Source organism: Sulfitobacter sp. IGS-18, from assembly GCF_059628195.1.
This window is the reverse complement of record NZ_CM184556.1, coordinates 3,377,215-3,397,780: the sequence shown is the minus strand read 5'-3', so window position 1 is coordinate 3,397,780 and position 20,566 is coordinate 3,377,215. Positions and strand designations below refer to the sequence as shown.

The following is a 20,566-nucleotide window of genomic DNA, read 5'->3' as shown; positions in this document are numbered from 1 at the left end:
CATAATGAAATTGGAAACTGGATTTGATTTTCAAACGCCGTGATCCGAAACCGACATTGCGCGCGATGGCCGAGTTCCTTTGGCCCCGCGGCGGATGGACGCGTGCGTTTCACTACGTCAAACACCGCATGAAACGGCTGCCCGACAGCCCGGAACGTATCGCCCGCGGGATCTGGGCAGGTGTCTTTACGGCGTTCACACCTTTCTATGGCCTGCATTTCCTGATCGCCGCGCTGCTGGCGAAACTGATGAAGGGCAATGTGCTGGCCGCCCTGATGGGGACCTTCTTTGGCAATCCGCTGACCTATGTACCGATCGGTGTGATGGCGCTGCAAACCGGGCATTTCGTTCTGGGATCGCATTTGCCCGAGGGCGACCACCGATCTTTCGGCGGCAAGTTCGCCGATGCCGGGGGCGATCTTTGGTGGAACCTGCGGGCGATGTTCACGAATGCCGACATGGATTGGTCGGGCATCGTGGTCTTTGTCCAACAGATTTTCTATCCCTATCTGATCGGGGGCATCCTGCCCGGCATTTTCTTTGCCACCCTGTCCTATTACCTCATGGTGCCGCTGTTGCGCGCCTATCAGAAACGGCGCAAGGGGATGATCAAGGCAAAGTTCGAGGCGCTGAAGCAAAAAACGGCACTTAAGGCTGATGCCAAGCGCAAAGTGGATTAGTTTGTGGATCAACGAGGGGGTTGGATATGGCGGAACAACAAAAGCTCAGACTGGGCGTGAACATTGACCATGTGGCGACCGTCCGGAATGCGCGGGGCGGCCAATACCCCGATCCGCTGCGCGCGGCAAAGATTGCCGAAAAGGCAGGTGCCGACGGCATTACCGCGCATCTGCGCGAAGACCGGCGCCACATCTCGGACGCTGATATCGAGGGGCTGATGGATGTGCTCTCGGTGCCGCTGAACTTTGAGATGGCCGCGACCGACGAGATGCAGAAGATCGCCCTGCGCCACCAGCCACATGCGGTCTGCATCGTGCCGGAAAAGCGCGAGGAACGCACCACCGAAGGCGGGCTGGACGTGGCGCGCGAGGAAAACAGGCTGGCCCATTTCATCGCGCCGCTGCGGGATGCGGGATGCCGGGTATCCATCTTTATCGCCGCCGATCAGCGCCAGATCGAGGCTGCCAACCGGATTGGTGCGGAAGTGATCGAACTGCATACGGGTGCCTATTGCGACGCCTATGCAGAGGGGCGGTTCGATGAGGCTCAGGAGGAATTGCGCCGCCTTCAGGAAATGGCGACCATGGCGCATGGCCTGGGGCTGGAAGTGCATGCCGGGCATGGGCTGACCTATGACACGGTGTCGCCCGTTGCCGCCTTTCCCGAGGTGCGCGAGCTGAACATCGGCCACTTCCTGATCGGGGAAGCGATTTTCCTGGGGCTGGAACCTGCCATTGCGGAAATGCGTCGGCTGATGGATGAAGCACGGTCATGAGCAAGGTCGGTGTTGCGCCGAACGGGGCGTGACCTCTGTGCGAAAGGTTTCCTCATGATCCTGGGCATCGGCACCGACCTGGCAAATATCGAACGCATTCAGGCCACGCTTGACCGTTTTGGTGACAGATTTCGAAACCGGGTCTTTACCGAAGTCGAGCAACGAAAGGCCGAACGTCGCAAGGATGTGGCCGGAACCTATGCCAAACGCTGGGCCGCGAAGGAGGCTTGTTCCAAGGCGCTGGGCACCGGGTTGCGCATGGGGATCAGCTGGCGCGACATGGCTGTCAGCAACCTTGCAACCGGCCAGCCGGTGATGGCGGTGACCGGCTGGGCGGCGGAACGCCTGAACGAGATGACCCCGCCGGGCCATGAAGCGATCATCCATGTGACCCTGACAGATGATCATCCCTGGGCGCAGGCCTTTGTCGTGATCGAAGCGCGCCCGCTCTCCTGAACTGCGGCGTGCCGCTTCCGCTCACCCGGGCGCACCCTCCCTTGACAGTAGCGCTGTCCCTGCGCATGTACCCTCAAGCCCGAGCATAAAGGAAAGCGCCGAATGGCCGAGAAGGAAAAGACAGGCAACGCCTTTGTCGAAACCGTCAAAACAATCGTCTATGCACTGTTGATCGCAGGCGTGTTCCGAACATTGTTCTTTCAGCCGTTCTGGATTCCCTCCGGTTCGATGAAGGAAACATTGCTGATCGGTGATTTTCTTTTCGTGAACAAGATGGCCTATGGCTATTCCTATGCCTCCTGTCCCAGCCTGATGCTGCCCCGCTTTGGCATCGAGGTGGATGCCAAGGACATCTGCGGTGTCTTTGACGGCGAGAACACACGCCTGTTCGGGAGCGAGCCCGAACGCGGCGATGTGGTTGTCTTCCGCCACCCGGTTTCGGGCCGCGACTATATCAAGCGGCTGATCGGCCTTCCCGGCGATACGGTTCAGGTCAAGGCGGGTGTGCTGCACATCAACGGCGAACCCGTGGCGCTGAAAGACGCAGGTGTCTTTGAGGAAGAGATGACCGCGCAGGGCCCGCAGGGTTTGCGCCCCCGGTGCGAGAATGGACCCGTGGGCGAGGGCGGCACCTGCATCAAGAGCCGCCGGATCGAGACCCTGCCGAATGGCGTGTCCCACGCGATCCTGAACATCGGCGATCAGCAGTCGGACCACACCGGGATATATAACGTGCCCGAAGGGCATTATTTCTTCATGGGTGACAACCGCGACAATTCTGCCGACAGCCGTCTGGCGCAGCAGGCGGGCGGCGTTGGTTTCGTACCTTTCGAAAACCTGATCGGCCGGGCGGATCGTATCATGTTCAGCTCTGCCGGCCGGTCGATGCTGTTTTTCTGGACCTGGCGCGGCGACCGGTTCTTCAAAGCGGTGAAATGAAACTGAGCGCGGACCTCAAGGCCTTCGAAGAGCGCATCGGCCACCAGTTTGCCGATCCAGCTCTTCTGGTCCGCGCGGTGACCCATGCCTCGATGTCTTCGGCCAACCGGGACGACAACCAGCGTCTGGAGTTCCTGGGCGACCGGGTTCTGGGGCTGGTCATGGCAGAGGCGCTGCTGGCGCTGGATACCGGGGCGACGGAGGGGCAACTGGCCCCGCGTTTCAACGCCCTGGTCCGCAAGGAAACCTGCGCGGATGTGGCGCGCGAGATTGATCTGGGAAAGGTTCTGAAGCTCGGCCGGTCCGAGATGATCTCCGGTGGCAGGCGCAAGCTGGCGCTTTTGGGGGATGCGATCGAGGCGGTGATTGCCGCCGTCTACCTGGATGGTGGCTTTGACGTGGCCAAGGCGCTGGTTCTGCGGCTTTGGGGCGCTCGGATCGACACTGTCGAGGAGGATGCCCGCGATGCCAAGACGGCCTTGCAGGAATGGGCGCAAGCGCGCAAGCTGGCGCCGCCGCAATATGTCCAGACCAACCGCAGCGGCCCCGATCATGCCCCGGTCTTTACCATCGAGGCGCGATTGGAAAACGGCAAACAGGCACGGGCAACCGCCCCGTCGAAACGCGCAGCCGAACAGGAAGCTGCAAGCACGCTGCTCAGGCAGCTGGAGAACAACACATGACCACCCGTGCCGGATTCGTTGCCCTGATCGGAGAACCCAACGCGGGTAAATCCACCCTGCTCAACCGCATGGTGGGGGCGAAAGTCTCCATCGTCACCCATAAGGTGCAGACCACCCGGGCCCGGATCCGGGGGGTGGCGATGGAAGGGGAGGCCCAGATCGTCTTTGTGGATACGCCGGGGCTGTTCCAGCCGCGCCGCCGGCTGGACCGTGCGATGGTGGCCGCCGCATGGGGCGGGGCCGCGGATGCCGATGTGGTTGTCCTGCTGGTCGAGGCCCATCGCGGGGTTACCGAAGGGGTCGAACGCATTCTCGAAGGCCTGGGCGATATCGGCGAGGGCCGCAAGGTGGCTCTGGCGATCAACAAGATCGACCGGGTGGAGGCGCCGGTTCTGCTGGGTCTCAGCAAGGACCTGAACGCCCGTTATGACTTTGCGGAGACCTTCATGATCTCTGCCGAGCGGGGACATGGCGTGGACGCCCTGCGGCAATGGCTTGCGGGTGAGGTTCCGCAGGGGCCCTGGCTGTACCCCGAGGATCAGATCGCGGACCTGCCGTTGCGCATGATCGCCGCTGAGATGACCCGCGAGAAACTGACCCTGCGGCTGCATCAGGAATTGCCCTATCAATTGACGGTTGAGACGGAGAACTGGGAAGAGCGCAAGGATGGTTCCGCCCGGATCGATCAGCTGATTTATGTCATTCGCGAAGGCCACAAGGGCATTGTCCTGGGCAACAAGGGCGAGACCATCAAACAGGTCAGCAAGGCCGCGCGGGAAGAGCTGGAGGAATTCCTGGGCAGGCGCATTCACCTGTTCCTGCAGGTCAAGGTTCGGGCGAACTGGCTGGACGAGGCGGAGCGCTATACCGAAATGGGTCTGGATTTCAAAGATGGCAACGGGTGAGCCCGGCCGGAATGTTGCGCCGGAAGAGTGTATTTTTGGAACAATGAAGCGGGGGATGGCGTGCCCCGTCTGACCGCACGATTCTGGGTCGACGCCTATCTGGCGCGGTTGCGGCTGAGCGATATCCCGGCCTTTGTGGTTGCGCATGGCGATGACACCGGCGGTGCGGTGCTGGTCAAGCTTGCGACGCTGGATGGCAATGCCGTGTTGTTCCAGCGGTCATTCGACCTGATGACCGGGGAGCGTCGCTGGGTCGAGCTGAGCAGCGGTGCCGAGCGCGCGGTGGATGACACGGTGGCGCGGCAGCGGGGTTTTGACCCCGATCTATGGGTGATAGAGGTCGAGGACCGTCAGGGGCGGCACCTGCTGGATGAAATAGGCCTGGCCTGATGGAATGGCGCGGTCAGGGCATATTGCTTGGGGTGCGGCGCCACGGGGAGACATCCGCCATCATCGAAATGTTCACAGCGGCACAGGGGCGGCATCTGGGCGTGGTGCGCGGCGGCACCAGCCGCAAGATCGCGCCGCACCTGCAGCCCGGTGCGCAGCTTGACGTAGCATGGCGCGCGCGGCTGGAAGACCATATCGGTGCCTTTACCGTCGAACCGCTGCGCAGCCGGGCTGCCCTGGTGATGTCGGACCGGCTGGCGCTGGCCGGGTTGAATGCGGTTACCGCGATCCTGTCCTTTTGCCTGCCGGAGCGTGAGGCGCATCCGGGGCTTTATCACCGGACGGAGCGACTGCTTGATCTGCTGGGGCAGAATGAGATCTGGCCGCTGGCCTATCTGCAATGGGAGCTGGGGCTGCTTGAGGAGATGGGCTATGGGCTTGATCTGTCGTCCTGCGCGGTGACGGGGACCACGGAGAAACTGGTGTATGTGTCCCCCAAATCCGGGCGGGCGGTGTCAGCAAAAGGGGCCGGCGACTGGGCCGAGCGGCTGTTGCCGCTGCCGGATGTGCTGCGCGGGCAGGGTGACGCAGAGGACATTGAGATTGCCGCGGCCTTTCGCACCACCGGATATTTTCTGGAGGCTCATCTGGCACGGGATCTTGGCGACAAGCCCCTGCCCGAAGCGCGGGCGCGTTTCGTCGAAGCCTTCAGTCGGCGGCTTTGAACGTCAGCAACACGCCGCTGTCATCCGACAATGTCAGCGTGTCACCCAGCACCTCTGACAGGGTGGCGGCCTCCAGCAGGGTGAAATAGGCGCTTTCGGCGGCAAGGTCCGGACAGGCGCGTCGCGTGGCGAGGATCGGGCCTGCATCGAACCACGGGTAGGGCACGGTATTGGTGGTCGAAAAACCGTTACAGGGGCCCTGACCCCTGACCACGCCCTTTTCAGGGAAAGTGAGTGTGGCGGTGGCGGCAAAGGCGGCGTCCTGCAATTCGACCAGGCGCCATTCCTTGTCAGCGGCACCATGGCCACGCAGGGTTTCGTCGCTGTCGCAGGCCGCGAGGGCAAACAGCGCCAGAAGCGGCAGGTGGATTTTCATCATTCGAGTGCCAATACGGTATCGACAAGGATTTCAAAAGCCGCCGCAGAGGTCTCGTCACCGGATGCCGGGACCTGAGGCAGGCCGATCAGGGAGGCCAGCAGCGCGCGGGCAAAGTCGGGGTTGCCCAGGCCCAGCTGGCGCAGCAGATCCTCCAGATGGGACAGCCTTTCCGCGTCGATCCGGGCGAGGGCGCGGGCCACGTCGGGCATGCTTTGCGCCCAGACCCGCAGAGAGGGCTCGGTGGGGTCGGCCAGCATCCCAAGGCCAAAGTCGCGCAGCCTGCGGTTGGCGGCACCGTCCTGCTGTCGCAAATCCGCCAATTGCGCCAGCGCATCTGTCTGCCAGCGGGCGAGCAGTTCCGCGTGATAGGCGGGCACATCCTTGAAATGCCAGTAAAATGACCCTTTGGTCGTGCCCAGCCTGCGGGCCAGGGGCTCGGCGGCAAGCGCCTGCGGGCCCGCCTGCCGCAGGGCGTCGAACCCCGCCGCGATCCACCTGTCCGAATTGAGCCGCGTTGTATTCATGCGCCAGTGGATAGGGCCGGGCCACGGTCAGCGCAAGCCGTCACGCGAAGCAATGTTTCCGACACGCGAATTGTCGCGTAATGCTGCGACGGGCCGGATGCCATGTGATCAAGAAACAGGCATGATCAGTCCACGCGCGCCATTGCCGCTTACCCATTTGCACCTTCCACAGGTCCGCGATTTTGCGATTCTTGCAGGGCTGGAGGCGGGCGTGCGCGGGATGCTGATGTCGGTGATGCCCCTGGTGATATACCGTGCCTATCCGGATGCCAGCCTGGTGAGCTGGATTTACCTTGGCGTCGGGATCGTGTCGCTGCTGTTCGGGCTGATGGTTCCATCGCTGGCGGCGCTCCTGATGCGGCGCTGGATGTATACTGCGGGGACGGCCTTCTATCTTCTGGGTGTTGCCCTGGCCCTGACCCAGGTGCCGGTTCTCAGTGCGCTGGCGCTGGGTGTGCTCAGCCTCGGGACGGTGACCTGCGCGGTCTGTCTGAACGCCTATGTGCTTGATTACGTGGCGCGGACCAACCTGGCGCGGTCTGAATCTATGCGGCTGCTGTTCAGCGGGCCAAGTTGGGTTGTGGGGCCGATCACCGGGGTCTGGTTGCTGAACTGGTGGACACCGGCACCCTTCATTGTAGCGGGGCTGTTTGCCCTGGTGCAGATGGCGATGTTCTGGCGGCTGCGGATGGGCAATGGCAAACAGATCACCCGCGCGCGGTCGCAGGCGCCGCAGCCGCTGGCCTACCTCGGTCGCTTCGTGCATCAACCCCGGCTGGTGGCGGGCTGGCTGTTTGCGGTGATCCGGTCCTGCGGCTGGTGGGTCTATGTCGTATATCTGCCGATCTATTGCGTGGAAAACGGGTTGGGCAATGCGGTGGGAGCGGCGGCGCTGTCGGCCTCGAACATGACATTGTTCGCGGCACCGCTGCTGATGGTGGTGGTGCGCCGGGTCGGCGTGCGCAACGCCGTCAGCGGGGCCTTCGCCGTGGGGGGTGCCTTTTTCATCGGGGGATGGATGTTGACAGCCTCCCCCTGGATGGCGGTGGCGAGCCTCTATATCGCATCCGTGCTGCTGATCATGCTGGATGTCTGCGGCTCGCTGCCGTTCCTGATGGCGGTGAAACCGTCGGAGAGGACGGAAATGTCGGCGGTTTATTCCAGCTACCGCGATGCCTCGGGGATCGTGACACCTGCGGTGGCGGGTCTGGTGCTGTTGAGCATGCCGATCGCAGGTCTGTTTGCGGTCTGCGGGGGCGGGATGTTGTGGGCGGCCTGGCTGGCGCGGGGTTTGCACCCGCGCCTGGGGGAGGCAAGGCCGAGGTTTTCTACCTAGCCAAGCAACCGCCGTGCGATGACCTGCGCCTGGATTTCGGCGGCCCCTTCAAAGATGTTCAGGATGCGGGCATCACACAACACGCGGCTGATCTTGTATTCCAGGGCAAAGCCATTGCCGCCGTGGATCTGCAACCCGTTGTCGGCGGCGGCCCAGGCGACCCGTGCGCCCAGCAGCTTGGCCATCCCGGCTTCCACATCGCAGCGGCGGCCCTCGTCCTTTTCAAAGGCAGAGAAATAGGTCAGTTGCCGTGCAATCATGATCTCGACCGCCATCATGGCCAGTTTCGATGCCACACGCGGGAAGTTGATCAGTGCCTTGCCGAATTGCTTGCGGTCCTGCGCATATTGCATGGAGATATCCATTGCCGATTGCGCCACGCCGATGGCGCGGGCCGCTGTCTGGATGCGCGCGGATTCAAACGTCTCCATCAGCTGTTTGAAGCCTTTGCCCTCTTCGCCGCCCAGCAGGTTTTCCCCTTTGACGTGGAAACCGTCAAAGCCCAGTTCGTATTCCTTCATGCCGCGATAGCCCAGGACCTCGATTTCGCCGCCGGTCATGCCTTCGGTGGGGAAGGGGTTGGCGTCATCGCCGGGGGTCTTTTCGGCAAGGAACATCGACAGGCCGCGGTAGTCGGTGGTGTCAGGGTCTGTCCGGGCGAGCAGGGTCATCACATGGGTGCGCGCGGCATGTGTGATCCAGGTCTTGTTGCCGGTGATCTTGTAGTCGTCGCCGTCCCTGACCGCGCGTGTGCGCAGGCTGCCGAGGTCGGAACCCGTGTTCGGCTCGGTAAACACCGCCGTGGGCAGGGTTTCTGCAGAGGCGATGCGCGGCAGCCATTTCTCTTTCTGCGCATCCGTGCCGCCCGCGATGATCAGTTCCGCCGCGATTTCAGACCGGGTGCCAAGGGAGCCAACACCGATATATCCGCGTGAAAGTTCCTCCGAGACCACGCACATCGAGGCCTTGGACAGGCCAAAGCCGCCGTATTCCTCGGGGATGGTCAGGCCAAAGACACCCATTTCGGCCAGTTCGGTGATCACCTCCATCGGGATCAGCTCATCCTTGAGGTGCCAGTCATGGGCAAATGGTTCGACTTTTTCGACCGCATAGCGGCGGAATTGCTCGCGAATCATCTCCAACTCGTCATCGAGGCCGGTGGCCCCCATGGTGATGTTTGCGGATTGCTCCTGCATGAGTGCGACAAGACGGACCCGCGCGGCCTGCGTGTTGCCGCCCTGGGTCAGCGTCATGATCGCGGGTTCCATCAGGCCCCGCATGTCATCCTGCGACAGGCCCAGGTCCTGCAGGCGCAGGATTTCGCCCTGGTTCATCTGGATGCCGCCGTAGATCTGCCAGAGATATTCGCCAAATGCGATCTGGTGGATCAGCTGCTCGATCTCGCCGAACTTTCCGTTCGATTCCAGCGCTTCGGCCCATTTCTGCATCTGGCGCAGGGATTGGGCGTAGGTGGCCAGCCAGGCAAGGCCATGGGCTGCGGTCTGATTCTGTTCGATCAGATCGGCCGACACCCGGCCATCGGCGCTGACCATCGCGCGCAGGCTGACCTTGGCCTTTTCAAGGATGGTATCAACCGGGCCAACCGCTGCTGCGGTAAGCGCCAGCAGGTCGTCCAGTATCACAGGTGCATTCAGTTTCGTCAGGTCCTGACCATCATGTGCCATGTATATCATCCCTTTTCTGCTGGGTGACCACTTAGCCTCTTCGCAGTCGCAGCACAACAAAGATACGTTTCGCTGCGGAAATTTGTTCTAAAATTGCGCAGCCGATTGTTTCTTTCCTGCATGACACCACGCAAAAAACGAGCGTTGACAGGCGGCTACCCTATCTTTGGCCGTCACGGCGGCCAAATCAATGTTGAGATTGGGTTTCGCCGCCGGGTTGGCGCCCGGCTGCTTTCAGAACAACCACGTGTCGAAACAGCGGGCGCTTGGCAAAGGATGATGCCCAAACGGGCCTGATTTATAATGAAATCTTGCGACAGCTGCAGGGGAGCCCTGCAGCCATCTTACACCTGACGTGCAACCGTGACGCCGGAAACGTCTTCGATAAAGGTGACGATCCGGGTTTTCACGGCATCGTCCTTGATGGACGCCAGCGCAGAGACGATTTCCATGCTCGGGTCAGCATTGGGGGCGGTGTTCGCATTGTCATGCAGCCCCTCAAAGAAGTAGGACGGCGGAACATCCAGGATTTGCGACAGCTCGAAAAGACGGCTGGCGGCAACCCGGTTTGAACCGATCTCGTATTTCTGAATTTGCTGAAACGAGAGTTGGAGCTTTCGTGCTACATCTGTTTGCGAAAGGCGGCGCAGAGTCCGAATTTGCTTAAGTTTTTTGCCCACATGGGCGTCTACAGGATGGGTCATAACTTCAAACCTCTGGTTGAACATACACTTTAATCGCGAGTTTCCCCATTTCGTTCAATTGCGTAGATTCTGTTATTTTCTGATCACGAATGTGATGTAGATGGGTGATATTTGTTGCATTAATGGGTGATTGGTTTACGATTTTCGTTGATGAATAAACCCATGACCGACATCGACGTAACACCGAATGATATCGAAAGCGCGCCGCCTGCACTGCTTTTCGAGATGATCCGGTCATTTGTCACGCTTGCCCGAACTTTGAACCTGAGCCATGCTGTTAAGGAGTTGGGCAGCACAAGGCAGACATTGCGCCGACACATTGCCTCGCTTGAGGCGGAGCTGGGTGCACCGTTGTTTGTCGTGGATGACCGGCGTTATCAGCTGAGCGAGAAAGGCGAGGCAAGCCTTGCCGGTGCAAAGGATGTCCTTGCGCGGGGCAAGACATGGCTGCGCGGCGCGTCCTCGTCGCATGGGAACCTTCAGTTTCTGCAGGCCCATGTCGGCGAATGGGATTTCTACCAGGAGCAGAAACCGATCGGCCTGATATGGGATGACTCGTCCCTTCTGCTGCGTGAAACCTTTCGGGCCTGGTCCATGTCCTGCGGCCAGATTGAGAGCGATAATCTGGCCCATGTCCGGCCCTATCTTCTCGTGTACCGCGAATCAGGGACAGAATGGCTCTGTGTCGAATTTGGTGAACGGTCGGCCTATGTGGGATGGTTTGGGCTGGATTATGCCCGTTCGAGCATCGGCCGACCCATTGCCTTGCTGCCTGCAGGCGAAGAATTCGGCCATATGCTCAATCAGGCGTTTCACGATGTGCAGGCAACGCAGCTTGCCCGGCTGGATCATGTATTCACCCGAATGCCCCGTCCGGACGGTGAAGGCTGGGTGCCAATCGCATATCAACGCCTTATGATGGCAGGCTTTTTCCCAGACGGATCACCGGCGGTCATGACCCTTGTTGTGCCTACTCCGAAGGTCCTGATTCGCAACCTTGAGCCCGAAAAACTGGCCGGTTTGGTGGATATTGGGATGCAGGAATTCGACAAAAATGAGGCAAAATTCGAGGAGATTTCCATGACTTGAACGAGTTGCTGCCTTAATTTTGACAAATTCGATTCAATTTACGGGTGTTTTTCTACTTCTTGGCGTAACCTGTGGTCAGGCGGCTAAGGAGACCAATAGTCATGACTGTTCAATTCCCAAGCAATGCGGCGCCCTTCATTGCGACAAGCGGGAACATTCTGGGGGCCAGCAAAATAGAGATCACAGTCGGCAGCGACTTTGAGATTTATAAGACCGTCGTCGAGGAAGAGCGTCCCGCGCAAAAGCTTGGCGATCCATTCAACCCTGATTACCACGATCTCGGTGCGGAAACGGGTTTCTGGCTGATCGGTCGCAACCAGTTTGGCGAATTGATCCATACCCAGGCGTTCAAGACAATCAGTCTTCAGGATGTCGCGCTCAGCACCTATCTGATGCGGAATTATCAGAATTTCCCGCCGCCCATTCCCGGTGTCGATCTGGGCCGGTCGCGGTATCGGGCTTCACCCGGTGCCCATCGGATCAACGGCGATGCCGTTTACCATGGTGAGGTCTGGATGGCCCCGGACGACGGGCTGTATCGTGGCACCGGTCTGTCCAGCGTGCTGACGCGTGCGGGCATCCTCGAAGCGGTCAACCGCTGGGATCCCGACTGGATATTCGGCTTCATGTTGCGTGCCGTGGCCTTCAAAGGGTTCTCCGAGCGTGTGGGCTATATGCATACCGAACCCGGCGCGCTGAAATGGGCTGTCCATGGCCGTGAACAGCTTTTGGAAGCCTTCATGGTTTACCTCAGCCGTGAGGACGCCCGCTTCATGCTGGATATCCCGGTCGAAGAACTGGTGGCCTGAACCGGACAGACGCGCCAGCATCCAAGCCATGGTTCTTGTCGGAACCGTCGTTGCCAAATCAAAAACGCCCTCGCAACTGCTGCGAGGGCGATTTTTTTTGTGAGCGCATTTGACGCGAAACTGGCACGCTGTCACCCCAAGCCGGGATAACAGGAAACCGGCATAAAGCCTTAGCCGATAGCGGCTGCTTTTACGTCGTCATCAATGTGCGCCATGTATTGGCCGAAGTTTTCCGAGAACATCGTGACAAGCTTGACCGCCTGGCGATCATAGCTTTCGGGGTTGTCCCAGGTGCGGCGCGGGTCCAGCAGGATATCCGGCACACCGTCGACCGATACGGGGACTTCGAAGCCAAAGTTGGGGTCCTTGCGATATTTCACATCCGCCAGCGAACCGTCCAGTGCAGCGGTCAGCAGGTTCCGGGTGGCCCTGATCGGCATCCGGCTGCCGGTGCCATAGGCGCCGCCGGTCCAGCCGGTGTTCACCAGCCAGCAGGTCGCACCGTGCTGGGCGATCTTCTCGCGCAGCAGGTTGCCATAGACTTCTGGGCGTCGCGGCATGAAAGGCGCGCCGAAACAGGTGGAGAATGTGGGCTCCGGCTCGGTCACGCCACGTTCGGTGCCGGCGACCTTGGAGGTGAAGCCGGACAGGAAGTGGTACATCGCCTGCGCGGGGGTCAACCGTGCGATGGGGGGCAGGACACCAAAGGCATCGCAGGTCAGCATGATGATGTTTTTCGGATGGCCGCCCAGGGCCTTCTTGCTGGCATTGGAGATATAATGCAGCGGATAGGCGCAGCGCATGTTGGCTGTCAGGCTGTCATCTTCGAAATCCAGTTCCTTGGTCTCTTCGTCATAGACCATGTTCTCGATCACTGTGCCGAATTTGGTGGTGGTGGCATAGATTTCCGGCTCTGCCTCCGGAGACAGGTTGATCGTCTTGGCATAGCAGCCCCCTTCGAAGTTGAAGGTGCCGTTGTCTGACCAGCCGTGTTCGTCATCGCCGATCAGCGTGCGCTGGGGATCGGCGGACAGGGTCGTCTTGCCGGTGCCGGACAGGCCAAAGAAGACCGCCGTGTCCACCGGGTTGCCGGTGGCGTGGTTGGCGGAACAATGCATCGGCATGATGTTCTTTTCCGGCAGCAGATAGTTGAGCAGGGTAAAGACGGATTTCTTGTTCTCGCCCGCGTATTCGGTGCCGCCGATCAGGATCAGCTTGCGGTCAAAGTTCATCGCGATCACCGTTTCGGAACGGCAATCATGTTTCTTTGGGTCGGCCTGGAAGGTCGGGCAGTTGATCACTGTGAAATCGGCGGTGAAATCGTCCAGGTCCGCGCGGTCCGGACGCCGCAGCATGGTGCGGATGAACAGACCATGCCAGGCCAGTTCGGTGACCATGCGGACGTTGATCGCGTGGCGGGGATCGGCGCCGCCGACCAGATCCTGCACGAAGTAATCCTTGCCCTGCATATGGGCAATCATGTCATCATAAAGCGCATCGAAGCCTTCGGGCGACATGGCGGCGTTGTTTTCCCACCAGATCGTGTCGACGACGCTGTCGGTCTTGACCACATGCTTGTCCTTGGGGGACCGGCCTGTGAACTTGCCGGTGGTCACCAGGAATGAGCCGCCATTGCCAAGCGTGCCTTCACCACGTTTCACCGCGGTCTCGATCAGAGCTGGTTCCATCAGGTTGTAATAGACATTGCCCAGCCCCGCGATCTGTTGATCCTCAAGGCGGAACTGCGGGTTTACCCGTCCAAATGTCATGTATTTTCTCCTGCAGGCGCGCGGAAATTGCGCAAATCAAGGTTGCTCAGGCAGTCAGCCTGCGACCATCTAGGGTCATGCAGCGCCTCTTAACACGAGGTTTCAAGATAAGAACAGGCAGGTTTGTCGCAGTTAGCGCCATCATGGCAAACTTTGGCGGAAAGGGTGCTCAAAGAGGTTCCGGGCAGGCGGTGTCCGGGGCGGGCAGGCCGGCTGATGTCCATGAAAAAGTGCGGCAATTTAGCCATTCCTAACCAAATTGTGGCCGAATTATGGGTGGAAGCGCGGTGATTCGTAGTTAGAGATTGATTCGGTGGCCACATTCGGGGTTCTATAAATCAAAAATCAAAAACGAATGTTGAGCAGCATAAGAAGGAAGCGGGCAATGTCTAAAATTGCATTGGTTGACGACGACAGGAACATCCTGACGTCCGTCTCGATGACTCTGGAAGCCGAAGGTTTCGAAGTGGAAACCTATAATGACGGGCAGGCGGCACTTGACGCCTTCAACAAGAAACTGCCGGATATGGCAGTTCTTGACATAAAGATGCCGCGCATGGACGGCATGGACCTGCTGCAGCGGCTGCGCCAGAAAACGGCGATGCCGGTCATCTTCCTGACCTCCAAGGATGACGAGATTGACGAGGTTCTGGGCCTTCGGATGGGCGCGGACGACTACGTCAAGAAACCCTTTTCGCAGCGCCTTCTGGTTGAGCGCATTCGCGCCCTGTTGCGCCGTCAGGATGCGGTGGAGACCGGAGAGGTCGGCGATACCGAAGAGACAAAGGTGATGGAACGCGGCGATCTGCGCATGGACCCGCTGCGGCATGCGGTCAGCTGGAAGGGCAAGGAAGTGTCCCTGACCGTGACCGAGTTCCTGCTGCTGCAGGCTTTGGCCCAACGCCCCGGTTTCGTGAAATCCCGCGATCAGCTGATGGATGTGGCCTATGACGATCAGGTCTATGTCGATGACCGGACCATCGACAGCCATATCAAGCGCCTGCGCAAGAAGATGCGGACCGCCGACGACGAATTCTCGGCGATTGAGACGCTTTATGGGATCGGCTACAGATATAACGAAGAATAGAGCAAGCCCTTGGCAATTGCCGAAAGGAACTTTGTGCGCGACACGAGCACATCTTCACGGGATGGCGATATTGTTCTAGGCGATGACTGGATCGCACCGGACAACGAGGCGCCGGACGAAATGCGGGCACGCCGGGAACGGCGCGGCCTGCTTTCGTTGCGCTCGTCACCGCTGACCCGCAAGATCATCACATTCAACCTGATTGCGTTGAATGTGCTGGTCGCGGGCATCCTGTATCTGAATTCATCCCGCGACAGCCTGGCTGTTCAACGTGCCTCGGCGCTGGTCTCCGAAAGCGAGCTGATCGCAGATGTGTTCGAAGCGCAACTGCCCAGCAATGCGCCGGTGAACCTCGCGACGGGTGATGGTGTGGATGTCGCCGCCACGCTGTCCGCGCTCGACCTGCGCAGCGGCGTAGAGGTCTATGTATATGACACCGCCGAGACGCTGATTTCCCAGACCGAAGGCAAGATGGGCAGCCCGTCTGAGGTCGCAGAGCATACCTTGCTGACCGATGGCCTGAACTGGCTGTGGGCGAAATTATCGGCACCGTTTGGCGGCCCGGATGACGCGGAAATCCCTATTGAGGACAGGCTGAAATCCATGATCCCCGGTGCGGCGGCAAGCGGGACCCAGATCGAAAACAACTTTGACGCTGACGGTGGCACCCTGTTCACCGTGATGACGCCGATCCTGCAAAACGGTCAGCCCGTCGGCTTTGTCGCGATTGCTTCGGCGGCGGGGGAGATTGACCGCCTGGTCCGGGGCGAGCGCGAGCGCGTGTTGCAGATGTTCGTTATTGCCACGCTGGTGTCCATCGGGCTGAGCCTTGTTCTGGCATCGACCATTGCCAACCCGCTCGCGGACCTGTCGGCGGCGGCGGAGCTGGGGCGTGACAAGAACGCGCGCAAGGTAAACCCCGGACGGATTCGCATCCCCGATCTGACCGCGCGACCGGATGAGATTGGCCGCCTGTCAGGGGCGTTGCGCGGCATGGTTTCGGCGCTTTACAACCGGATCGACAGCAACGAACAATTTGCCGCCGACGTGGCACATGAAATCAAGAATCCGCTGGCCTCTCTGCGGTCCGCCGTGGGGACGCTGCGGATGGTCAAACGTGACGATCAGCGCGAAAAACTGCTGGATGTGATCGACCACGACGTGCGGCGCCTCGACCGGCTGGTCAGCGACATCTCCAACGCCTCCCGGCTGGATTCGGAACTGGTCAAGGAAGAGGAAGAACAGTTCAACCTGCTCAAGATGATCGGAAACCTCAGCGAATTCCTGGGCGAAGAAGCCAGGGGCAAGGGGATCGACTTTATCACTGATCTGCCCCCGGACCCGATCCTCGTGCACGGGCTGGAGGCGCGGCTGGCGCAGGTATTCGTCAACCTGATCACCAATGCGATTTCCTTCTGCGAGGACGGTGATGCCATCCGGGTCTGGGCGCGCAAGCGGGAGAACCGGGTTCTGGTCGTGGTCGAGGATACCGGCCCCGGCATTCCGGAACAGGCACTTTCCAAGATCTTCACCCGGTTTTATTCCCAACGTCCCGAAGAGCATTTTGGCAATAACTCCGGCCTCGGGCTGGCGATTTCCAAGCAGATCGTCGAAGCGCATGGCGGTGTGATCTGGGCCGAGAACATTCGCCCGACAGAGGCGGATATCACCTCTGACCCGCTGGGCGCGCGCTTTGTCGTCGGGTTGCCGACCTGAGCGGAGAAACCGACATCCTGCATGCCAGCACGGTCCGCATCGCGGATCGCGGGGTGTTGATCATCGGGCCTTCGGGGGCCGGAAAATCCGCCCTGGCGCTGCAATTGATTGCGCTTGGCGCGACATTGGTCGCCGATGACAGAACGCGGGTTTCCCGGCGCGGTGATGGTGTGGTCGCGGATGTGCCCGAAAGCATTGCCGGGATGATCGAAGCCCGCGGCCTGGGCATCCTGCGGGTGCCAGGTGCCGGGCCGACGCCGCTGGCGCTGGTTGTTGATTTGTCCCGGGCAGAGCAGGACCGGTTGCCGCCGGCCCGGACCCATCAGGTGCTGGGGTTGGATATTCCCTGCCTGCACCGGGTCGACGGCCCGCATTTCGCCGCTGCCATCTTGCTTTATCTGCGGTGCAGCATAAGTTCTGAGCAATGAACGATAGTGATTCAGCCGGGTCTGCCGACCGCCGCGCCACGCATCCGCATATCGTGCTGGTCACGGGACAAGCTGGTGCGGGGCGGTCGACTGCACTCAACGTGCTGGAAGATGCGGGTTATGAGGCAATAGACAATCTGCCCCTGCGCCTGATGCCGGCCTTGCTGGCCGCGCCTGCACGGTCAAGCCCCATGGCGCTGGGCATTGATCCGCGCAACCGGGATTTTTCGCTGGATGCGATGATGGATCTGCTGCGCCAACTGGCCGCAGCCCCGGATCTGACGTCGGAACTGCTCTATCTCGATTGTTCGACCGAAGTGCTCTTGCAGCGGTTTTCGGAAACCCGCCGCCGCCACCCCCTGGCCCCCGTGGACCAGCCGGAAGAGGGCATCCGCCGCGAGCGTGACCTGCTGGCCCCGATCCGCAACCGCGCGGATGTGCTGATCGACACGACATCCTACAGCGTGCACCGCCTGCGCGAGGATATTGAAAAGTGGTTCGTCCCTGGTGGCCAGCACCACCTTGCGGTTTCGGTGCAGTCATTCTCCTACAAGCGCGGCGTGCCGCGCGGGGTCGATATTGTCTATGACTGCCGTTTCCTGCGTAATCCCCATTATGAAAAGCAGCTCAAGGCGCTGAACGGGACAAACGCCGCTGTTGCCGATTACGTCAAGCAGGACGCCCGGTTCGATACCTTTGCGCAGAAGGTGCTGGAGCTGAGTATTTATCTGCTGCCCGCCTACCGCGAAGAGGGGAAATCCCATATTGCCATCGCCTTTGGCTGTACCGGCGGGCAACACCGTTCTGTGACCATGGCCGAAGACCATGCTTTGCGTCTTGCAGAGGCAGGGTGGCCGGTGTCAATAAGGCATCGCGAACTGGATCGCCAACGAATAGCAGAGGCACCATCTTGATCGGCATTGTGATTGTAGCGCATGGAGGATTGGCACAGGAATACCTGTCGGCGATCGAACATGTCGTGGGATCACAAAACGGCGTGCGTGCCATTGCCATTCACGCCGATCATGACCGCGATGCCAAACAGGAAGAAATTTGCGAAGCGGCCGATGAGGTCGACCAGGGGACCGGTGTGGTTGTCGTGACCGATCTGTTCGGCGGTTCGCCCTCCAACCTGTCGTTGCTGGCCTGCAAGCAGGCCAACCGGCGGATCATCTATGGCGCGAACCTGCCAATGCTGATCAAGCTGGCCAAATCCCGCCAGATGGATGTACCGGATGCCGTGCGCGCGGCGCTTGAAGCTGGTAAGAAGTACATCGACAGCCAGAACGTGAGCGCGCAGTAGAAAGTCCAAGTCCTGAAATGACAGATATTTCCCTCAAGATTATTAACGTAAAGGGGCTTCACGCACGTGCATCCGCCAAGCTGGTGGAAGTTGTAGAAGCCTTCGACGCCCGAGCCGAAGTCAGCAAGGACGGCATGTCCGCTTCCGGTGACAGCATCATGGGTCTTTTGATGTTGGCCGCTTCCCGTGGTACCACTATTGACATCCAGACCTCCGGCCCCGATGCAGATGCATTGGCCGAGGCGCTGACCGCATTGGTTGCGGATAAGTTCGGGGAAGGCTACTGACACCGCTGATGCGCGTATGACAAAGGTGATGTTGCTTGGTGGATGAGTCACAATCATTGATAAACCGGAACACGAGTGCGAACAGCACCCGTGCTGAAACCGTTTCGTTCAACAAGTATGATCGGCGCAGTCTTTCCTATGCGTCAACTTTTGACGATCCCTGGAAGGCCCGCTTTATCAGTGTGATGGAGATGTTTACCGGGAAACTCACCATCCTGCGCATGATCCGCCAGTTCGAAAAACGTGGCGCCCCCTCGGGACAGGCGTTCTGGCGTGCGGCCCTTGATACGATGGGGATCGACCTGACGACACCGCAGGAACAATTGGAGCGCATCCCGGCGAAAGGTCCTGTTGTCGTGGTGGCGAACCACCCCCATGGCATGGTCGATGGCATGATCTTTGCCGATCTGATCGGGCGGGTCCGCTCCGATTACCGCATCCTGACACGGTCGTTGCTGACCTCGATTGACGAGGTGGCCGGCAGTTTCATGATACCGGTGCCCTTCCCGCATGACGCTGACGCGCAGCGCAAAGGGGTCGAAATGCGGGCCAAGGCGATGGCCCATCTCAAGGATGGCGGCGTTGTGGCGCTGTTTCCCTCTGGCGTCGTTGCCTCCTCCGAGACCTGGTGGGGCCCGGCGGTCGAGGCCGAATGGAACGTCTTTACGGCCAAGATGATCCGCCGCTCGGGTGCTGCTGTCGTTCCGATGAAGTTTCCCGGCCAGAACAGCCGCGCCTATCAGATTGCCAACCAGATCAGCCCGATGTTGCGTCAGGGCCTCTTGCTGCACGAGATCGTCCATTCCTGCAACAAGCCGCAGGGCCCTATTGTCGGCCACCCGATTGATCAGGCTGAAATCGACAGATACGCCGACGATCCGCGCGGGTTCATGGCCTGGCTGCGGGCGCATACGCTGGCGCTGAAAGACTGATCAGGCCGGTCCTGCGGCCGACCTAACGGGTCGGCACAGGCGTGTCGCCGCGATAATCGTAGAAACCCCGCTGGGTCTTGCGGCCCAGCCAGCCCGCTTCGACATATTTGGTCAGCAGGGGGCAGGGCCGGTATTTCGTATCCGCCAGCCCGTCATGCAGCACGTTCATGATCGCAAGGCAGGTGTCCAGACCGATGAAATCGGCCAGTTCCAGCGGCCCCATCGGATGGTTGGCCCCCAGTTTCATCGAACTGTCGATGGATTTGACAGACCCCACACCTTCGTAAAGCGTGTAGACGGCTTCGTTGATCATCGGCATCAGGATGCGGTTGACGATGAAGGCGGGGAAATCTTCGGCGCTGGCGGCGGTCTTGCCCAGCTTGTCCACCACATCAGCGCAGGCCTTGAAGGTTTCCTCGTCGGTGGCGATCCCACGGATCAATTCGACCAGTTGCATCACCGGCACAGGGTTCATGAAGTGAAACCCCATGAATTTCTCCGGGCGGTCCGTGCGGCTGGCCAGCCGGGTGATCGAGATCGAAGAGGTGTTCGAGGTCAGGATCGTCTCTGGCTTCAGATGCGGGATCAGGTCCTCGAAAATCGCCTGTTTCACCGTTTCGCGTTCAGTTGCGGCCTCGATGATCAGGTCGCTCTTGCCCAGGTCGGTCAGGGTGGTGGTGGTTTGAATGCGCGCCATCGCCGCCGCCTTGTCCTCGGCTGTGATCTTCTCGCGGTTGACCTGCCGTTCAAGGTTTCCGTCGATGATCTCGACCGCTGCGCGCAGGGCGTCTTCGGAGACATCCGTGAGTTTGACGTCATAGCCGGCCAGCGCCATCACATGGGCAATACCGTTGCCCATCTGACCTGCGCCCACGATACCGATTGTCTGGATGTCCATGGCCCGTCCTTTGTCTGAGTTCGGCACACATTAGTGCGCGCGGGGCCCGAGCCGCAAGGGCTGCAG

24 protein-coding genes are annotated in these 20,566 nt (G+C 60.2%); 18 read left to right on the top strand and 6 right to left on the bottom strand.

Going from position 1 to position 20,566, the window contains the following annotated elements; genetic code table 11:
• The first annotated feature begins 23 nt into the window (after positions 1–23).
• The 8 genes from ACWNZ3_RS16455 (at position 24) to recO (ending at position 5,554) form a co-directional block, all read left to right on the top strand.
• On the top strand, positions 24–680 hold the full coding sequence (locus ACWNZ3_RS16455; RefSeq protein WP_114273661.1) for a DUF2062 domain-containing protein: 657 nt from the start codon (positions 24–26) through the stop codon (positions 678–680).
• A gap of 26 nt (positions 681–706) precedes the next feature.
• Complete coding sequence (locus ACWNZ3_RS16450) at positions 707–1,456, top strand: pyridoxine 5'-phosphate synthase (protein ID WP_114273660.1); 750 nt, start codon at positions 707–709, stop codon at positions 1,454–1,456.
• 54 nt (positions 1,457–1,510) lie between these two features.
• Positions 1,511–1,912, top strand: coding sequence for a holo-ACP synthase (gene acpS, locus ACWNZ3_RS16445; protein WP_496900599.1), 402 nt, complete (start codon positions 1,511–1,513; stop codon positions 1,910–1,912).
• A 102-nt stretch (positions 1,913–2,014) separates the two neighbouring features.
• On the top strand, positions 2,015–2,851 hold the full coding sequence (gene lepB / locus ACWNZ3_RS16440) for a signal peptidase I (protein WP_496900598.1): 837 nt from the start codon (positions 2,015–2,017) through the stop codon (positions 2,849–2,851).
• Positions 2,848–3,534 carry a ribonuclease III gene (gene rnc / locus ACWNZ3_RS16435; protein ID WP_269367332.1) on the top strand — a complete coding sequence of 229 codons (687 nt, stop codon included), beginning with the start codon at positions 2,848–2,850 and terminating at the stop codon, positions 3,532–3,534. The genes lepB and rnc overlap by 4 nt, the downstream gene beginning before the upstream one ends.
• Positions 3,531–4,439: a GTPase Era gene (era, locus tag ACWNZ3_RS16430; protein WP_496900597.1), complete on the top strand. Its 909-nt coding sequence runs from the start codon at positions 3,531–3,533 to the stop codon at positions 4,437–4,439. The genes rnc and era overlap by 4 nt, the downstream gene beginning before the upstream one ends.
• 60 nt (positions 4,440–4,499) lie before the next feature.
• Complete coding sequence (locus ACWNZ3_RS16425) at positions 4,500–4,829, top strand: DUF1491 family protein (RefSeq protein WP_496900596.1); 330 nt, start codon at positions 4,500–4,502, stop codon at positions 4,827–4,829.
• On the top strand, positions 4,829–5,554 hold the full coding sequence (recO, locus tag ACWNZ3_RS16420; protein WP_269367335.1) for a DNA repair protein RecO: 726 nt from the start codon (positions 4,829–4,831) through the stop codon (positions 5,552–5,554). The genes ACWNZ3_RS16425 and recO overlap by 1 nt, the downstream gene beginning before the upstream one ends.
• On the opposite strand, the gene ACWNZ3_RS16415 is transcribed toward recO, so the two are convergent.
• Both ACWNZ3_RS16415 and ACWNZ3_RS16410 read right to left on the bottom strand, forming a co-directional pair.
• Positions 5,538–5,933, bottom strand: coding sequence for an META domain-containing protein (locus ACWNZ3_RS16415; protein WP_240312961.1), 396 nt, complete (start codon positions 5,931–5,933; stop codon positions 5,538–5,540). The genes recO and ACWNZ3_RS16415 overlap by 17 nt on opposite strands.
• A complete protein-coding gene (locus ACWNZ3_RS16410) occupies positions 5,930–6,457 on the bottom strand; it encodes a TetR/AcrR family transcriptional regulator (RefSeq protein WP_114273654.1) in 528 nt (175 codons plus the stop codon). The genes ACWNZ3_RS16415 and ACWNZ3_RS16410 overlap by 4 nt, the downstream gene beginning before the upstream one ends.
• A gap of 121 nt (positions 6,458–6,578) precedes the next feature.
• On the opposite strand from ACWNZ3_RS16410, the gene ACWNZ3_RS16405 reads away from it, so the two are divergent.
• Complete coding sequence (locus ACWNZ3_RS16405; RefSeq protein WP_269367337.1) at positions 6,579–7,793, top strand: MFS transporter; 1,215 nt, start codon at positions 6,579–6,581, stop codon at positions 7,791–7,793.
• Here the strand turns inward: ACWNZ3_RS16405 and ACWNZ3_RS16400 are convergent.
• Together ACWNZ3_RS16400 and ACWNZ3_RS16395 are read right to left on the bottom strand one after the other, a co-directional pair.
• Positions 7,790–9,478, bottom strand: coding sequence for an acyl-CoA dehydrogenase family protein (locus tag ACWNZ3_RS16400; RefSeq protein WP_496900595.1), 1,689 nt, complete (start codon positions 9,476–9,478; stop codon positions 7,790–7,792). The two genes, ACWNZ3_RS16405 and ACWNZ3_RS16400, sit on opposite strands and share 4 nt — an antisense overlap.
• A gap of 344 nt (positions 9,479–9,822) precedes the next feature.
• Positions 9,823–10,182, bottom strand: coding sequence for a helix-turn-helix domain-containing protein (locus tag ACWNZ3_RS16395; RefSeq protein WP_269367353.1), 360 nt, complete (start codon positions 10,180–10,182; stop codon positions 9,823–9,825).
• Between the two features lie 162 nt (positions 10,183–10,344).
• Here ACWNZ3_RS16395 and ACWNZ3_RS16390 point away from each other — a divergent pair, with 162 nt between their 5' ends.
• Together ACWNZ3_RS16390 and ACWNZ3_RS16385 are read left to right on the top strand one after the other, a co-directional pair.
• Entirely contained in the window at positions 10,345–11,271 is a 927-nt protein-coding gene (locus ACWNZ3_RS16390; protein ID WP_274575993.1) for a helix-turn-helix domain-containing protein, read from the top strand.
• A 101-nt stretch (positions 11,272–11,372) separates the two neighbouring features.
• The gene (locus ACWNZ3_RS16385; RefSeq protein WP_496900594.1) at positions 11,373–12,080 is read left to right on the top strand and encodes a hypothetical protein; all 708 of its coding nucleotides are present in this window, start codon (positions 11,373–11,375) and stop codon (positions 12,078–12,080) included.
• 170 nt (positions 12,081–12,250) lie between these two features.
• Here the strand turns inward: ACWNZ3_RS16385 and ACWNZ3_RS16380 are convergent, their stop codons facing one another.
• Positions 12,251–13,849, bottom strand: a complete 1,599-nt coding sequence (locus tag ACWNZ3_RS16380) for a phosphoenolpyruvate carboxykinase (RefSeq protein WP_114273650.1) — start codon at positions 13,847–13,849, stop codon at positions 12,251–12,253.
• Between the two features lie 385 nt (positions 13,850–14,234).
• On the opposite strand from ACWNZ3_RS16380, the gene ACWNZ3_RS16375 reads away from it, so the two are divergent.
• From ACWNZ3_RS16375 to ACWNZ3_RS16345, 7 genes are read left to right on the top strand one after another with little or no spacing between them, the layout of a single operon-like run.
• Complete coding sequence (locus tag ACWNZ3_RS16375) at positions 14,235–14,936, top strand: response regulator transcription factor (protein WP_269367341.1); 702 nt, start codon at positions 14,235–14,237, stop codon at positions 14,934–14,936.
• 33 nt (positions 14,937–14,969) lie between these two features.
• Positions 14,970–16,652 carry a sensor N-terminal transmembrane domain-containing protein gene (locus ACWNZ3_RS16370; RefSeq protein WP_496900593.1) on the top strand — a complete coding sequence of 561 codons (1,683 nt, stop codon included), beginning with the start codon at positions 14,970–14,972 and terminating at the stop codon, positions 16,650–16,652.
• A gap of 53 nt (positions 16,653–16,705) precedes the next feature.
• On the top strand, positions 16,706–17,080 hold the full coding sequence (locus tag ACWNZ3_RS16365) for an HPr kinase/phosphorylase (protein WP_496900592.1): 375 nt from the start codon (positions 16,706–16,708) through the stop codon (positions 17,078–17,080).
• Positions 17,077–17,994, top strand: coding sequence for an RNase adapter RapZ (gene rapZ / locus ACWNZ3_RS16360; protein ID WP_274575991.1), 918 nt, complete (start codon positions 17,077–17,079; stop codon positions 17,992–17,994). Before ACWNZ3_RS16365 ends, rapZ begins: the two co-directional genes overlap by 4 nt.
• Positions 17,991–18,383: a PTS sugar transporter subunit IIA gene (locus ACWNZ3_RS16355; RefSeq protein WP_269367344.1), complete on the top strand. Its 393-nt coding sequence runs from the start codon at positions 17,991–17,993 to the stop codon at positions 18,381–18,383. The genes rapZ and ACWNZ3_RS16355 overlap by 4 nt, the downstream gene beginning before the upstream one ends.
• 17 nt (positions 18,384–18,400) lie before the next feature.
• A complete protein-coding gene (locus ACWNZ3_RS16350; protein WP_114273646.1) occupies positions 18,401–18,670 on the top strand; it encodes an HPr family phosphocarrier protein in 270 nt (89 codons plus the stop codon).
• A 56-nt stretch (positions 18,671–18,726) separates the two neighbouring features.
• Positions 18,727–19,602 (top strand): lysophospholipid acyltransferase family protein, encoded by an 876-nt coding sequence (locus ACWNZ3_RS16345; protein ID WP_269367355.1) that lies wholly within the window; start codon positions 18,727–18,729, stop codon positions 19,600–19,602.
• Between the two features lie 22 nt (positions 19,603–19,624).
• Here ACWNZ3_RS16345 and ACWNZ3_RS16340 read toward each other — a convergent pair whose 3' ends face one another.
• Positions 19,625–20,500 carry a 3-hydroxybutyryl-CoA dehydrogenase gene (locus tag ACWNZ3_RS16340; RefSeq protein ID WP_114273644.1) on the bottom strand — a complete coding sequence of 292 codons (876 nt, stop codon included), beginning with the start codon at positions 20,498–20,500 and terminating at the stop codon, positions 19,625–19,627.
• Between the last annotated feature and the right edge of the window lie 66 nt (positions 20,501–20,566).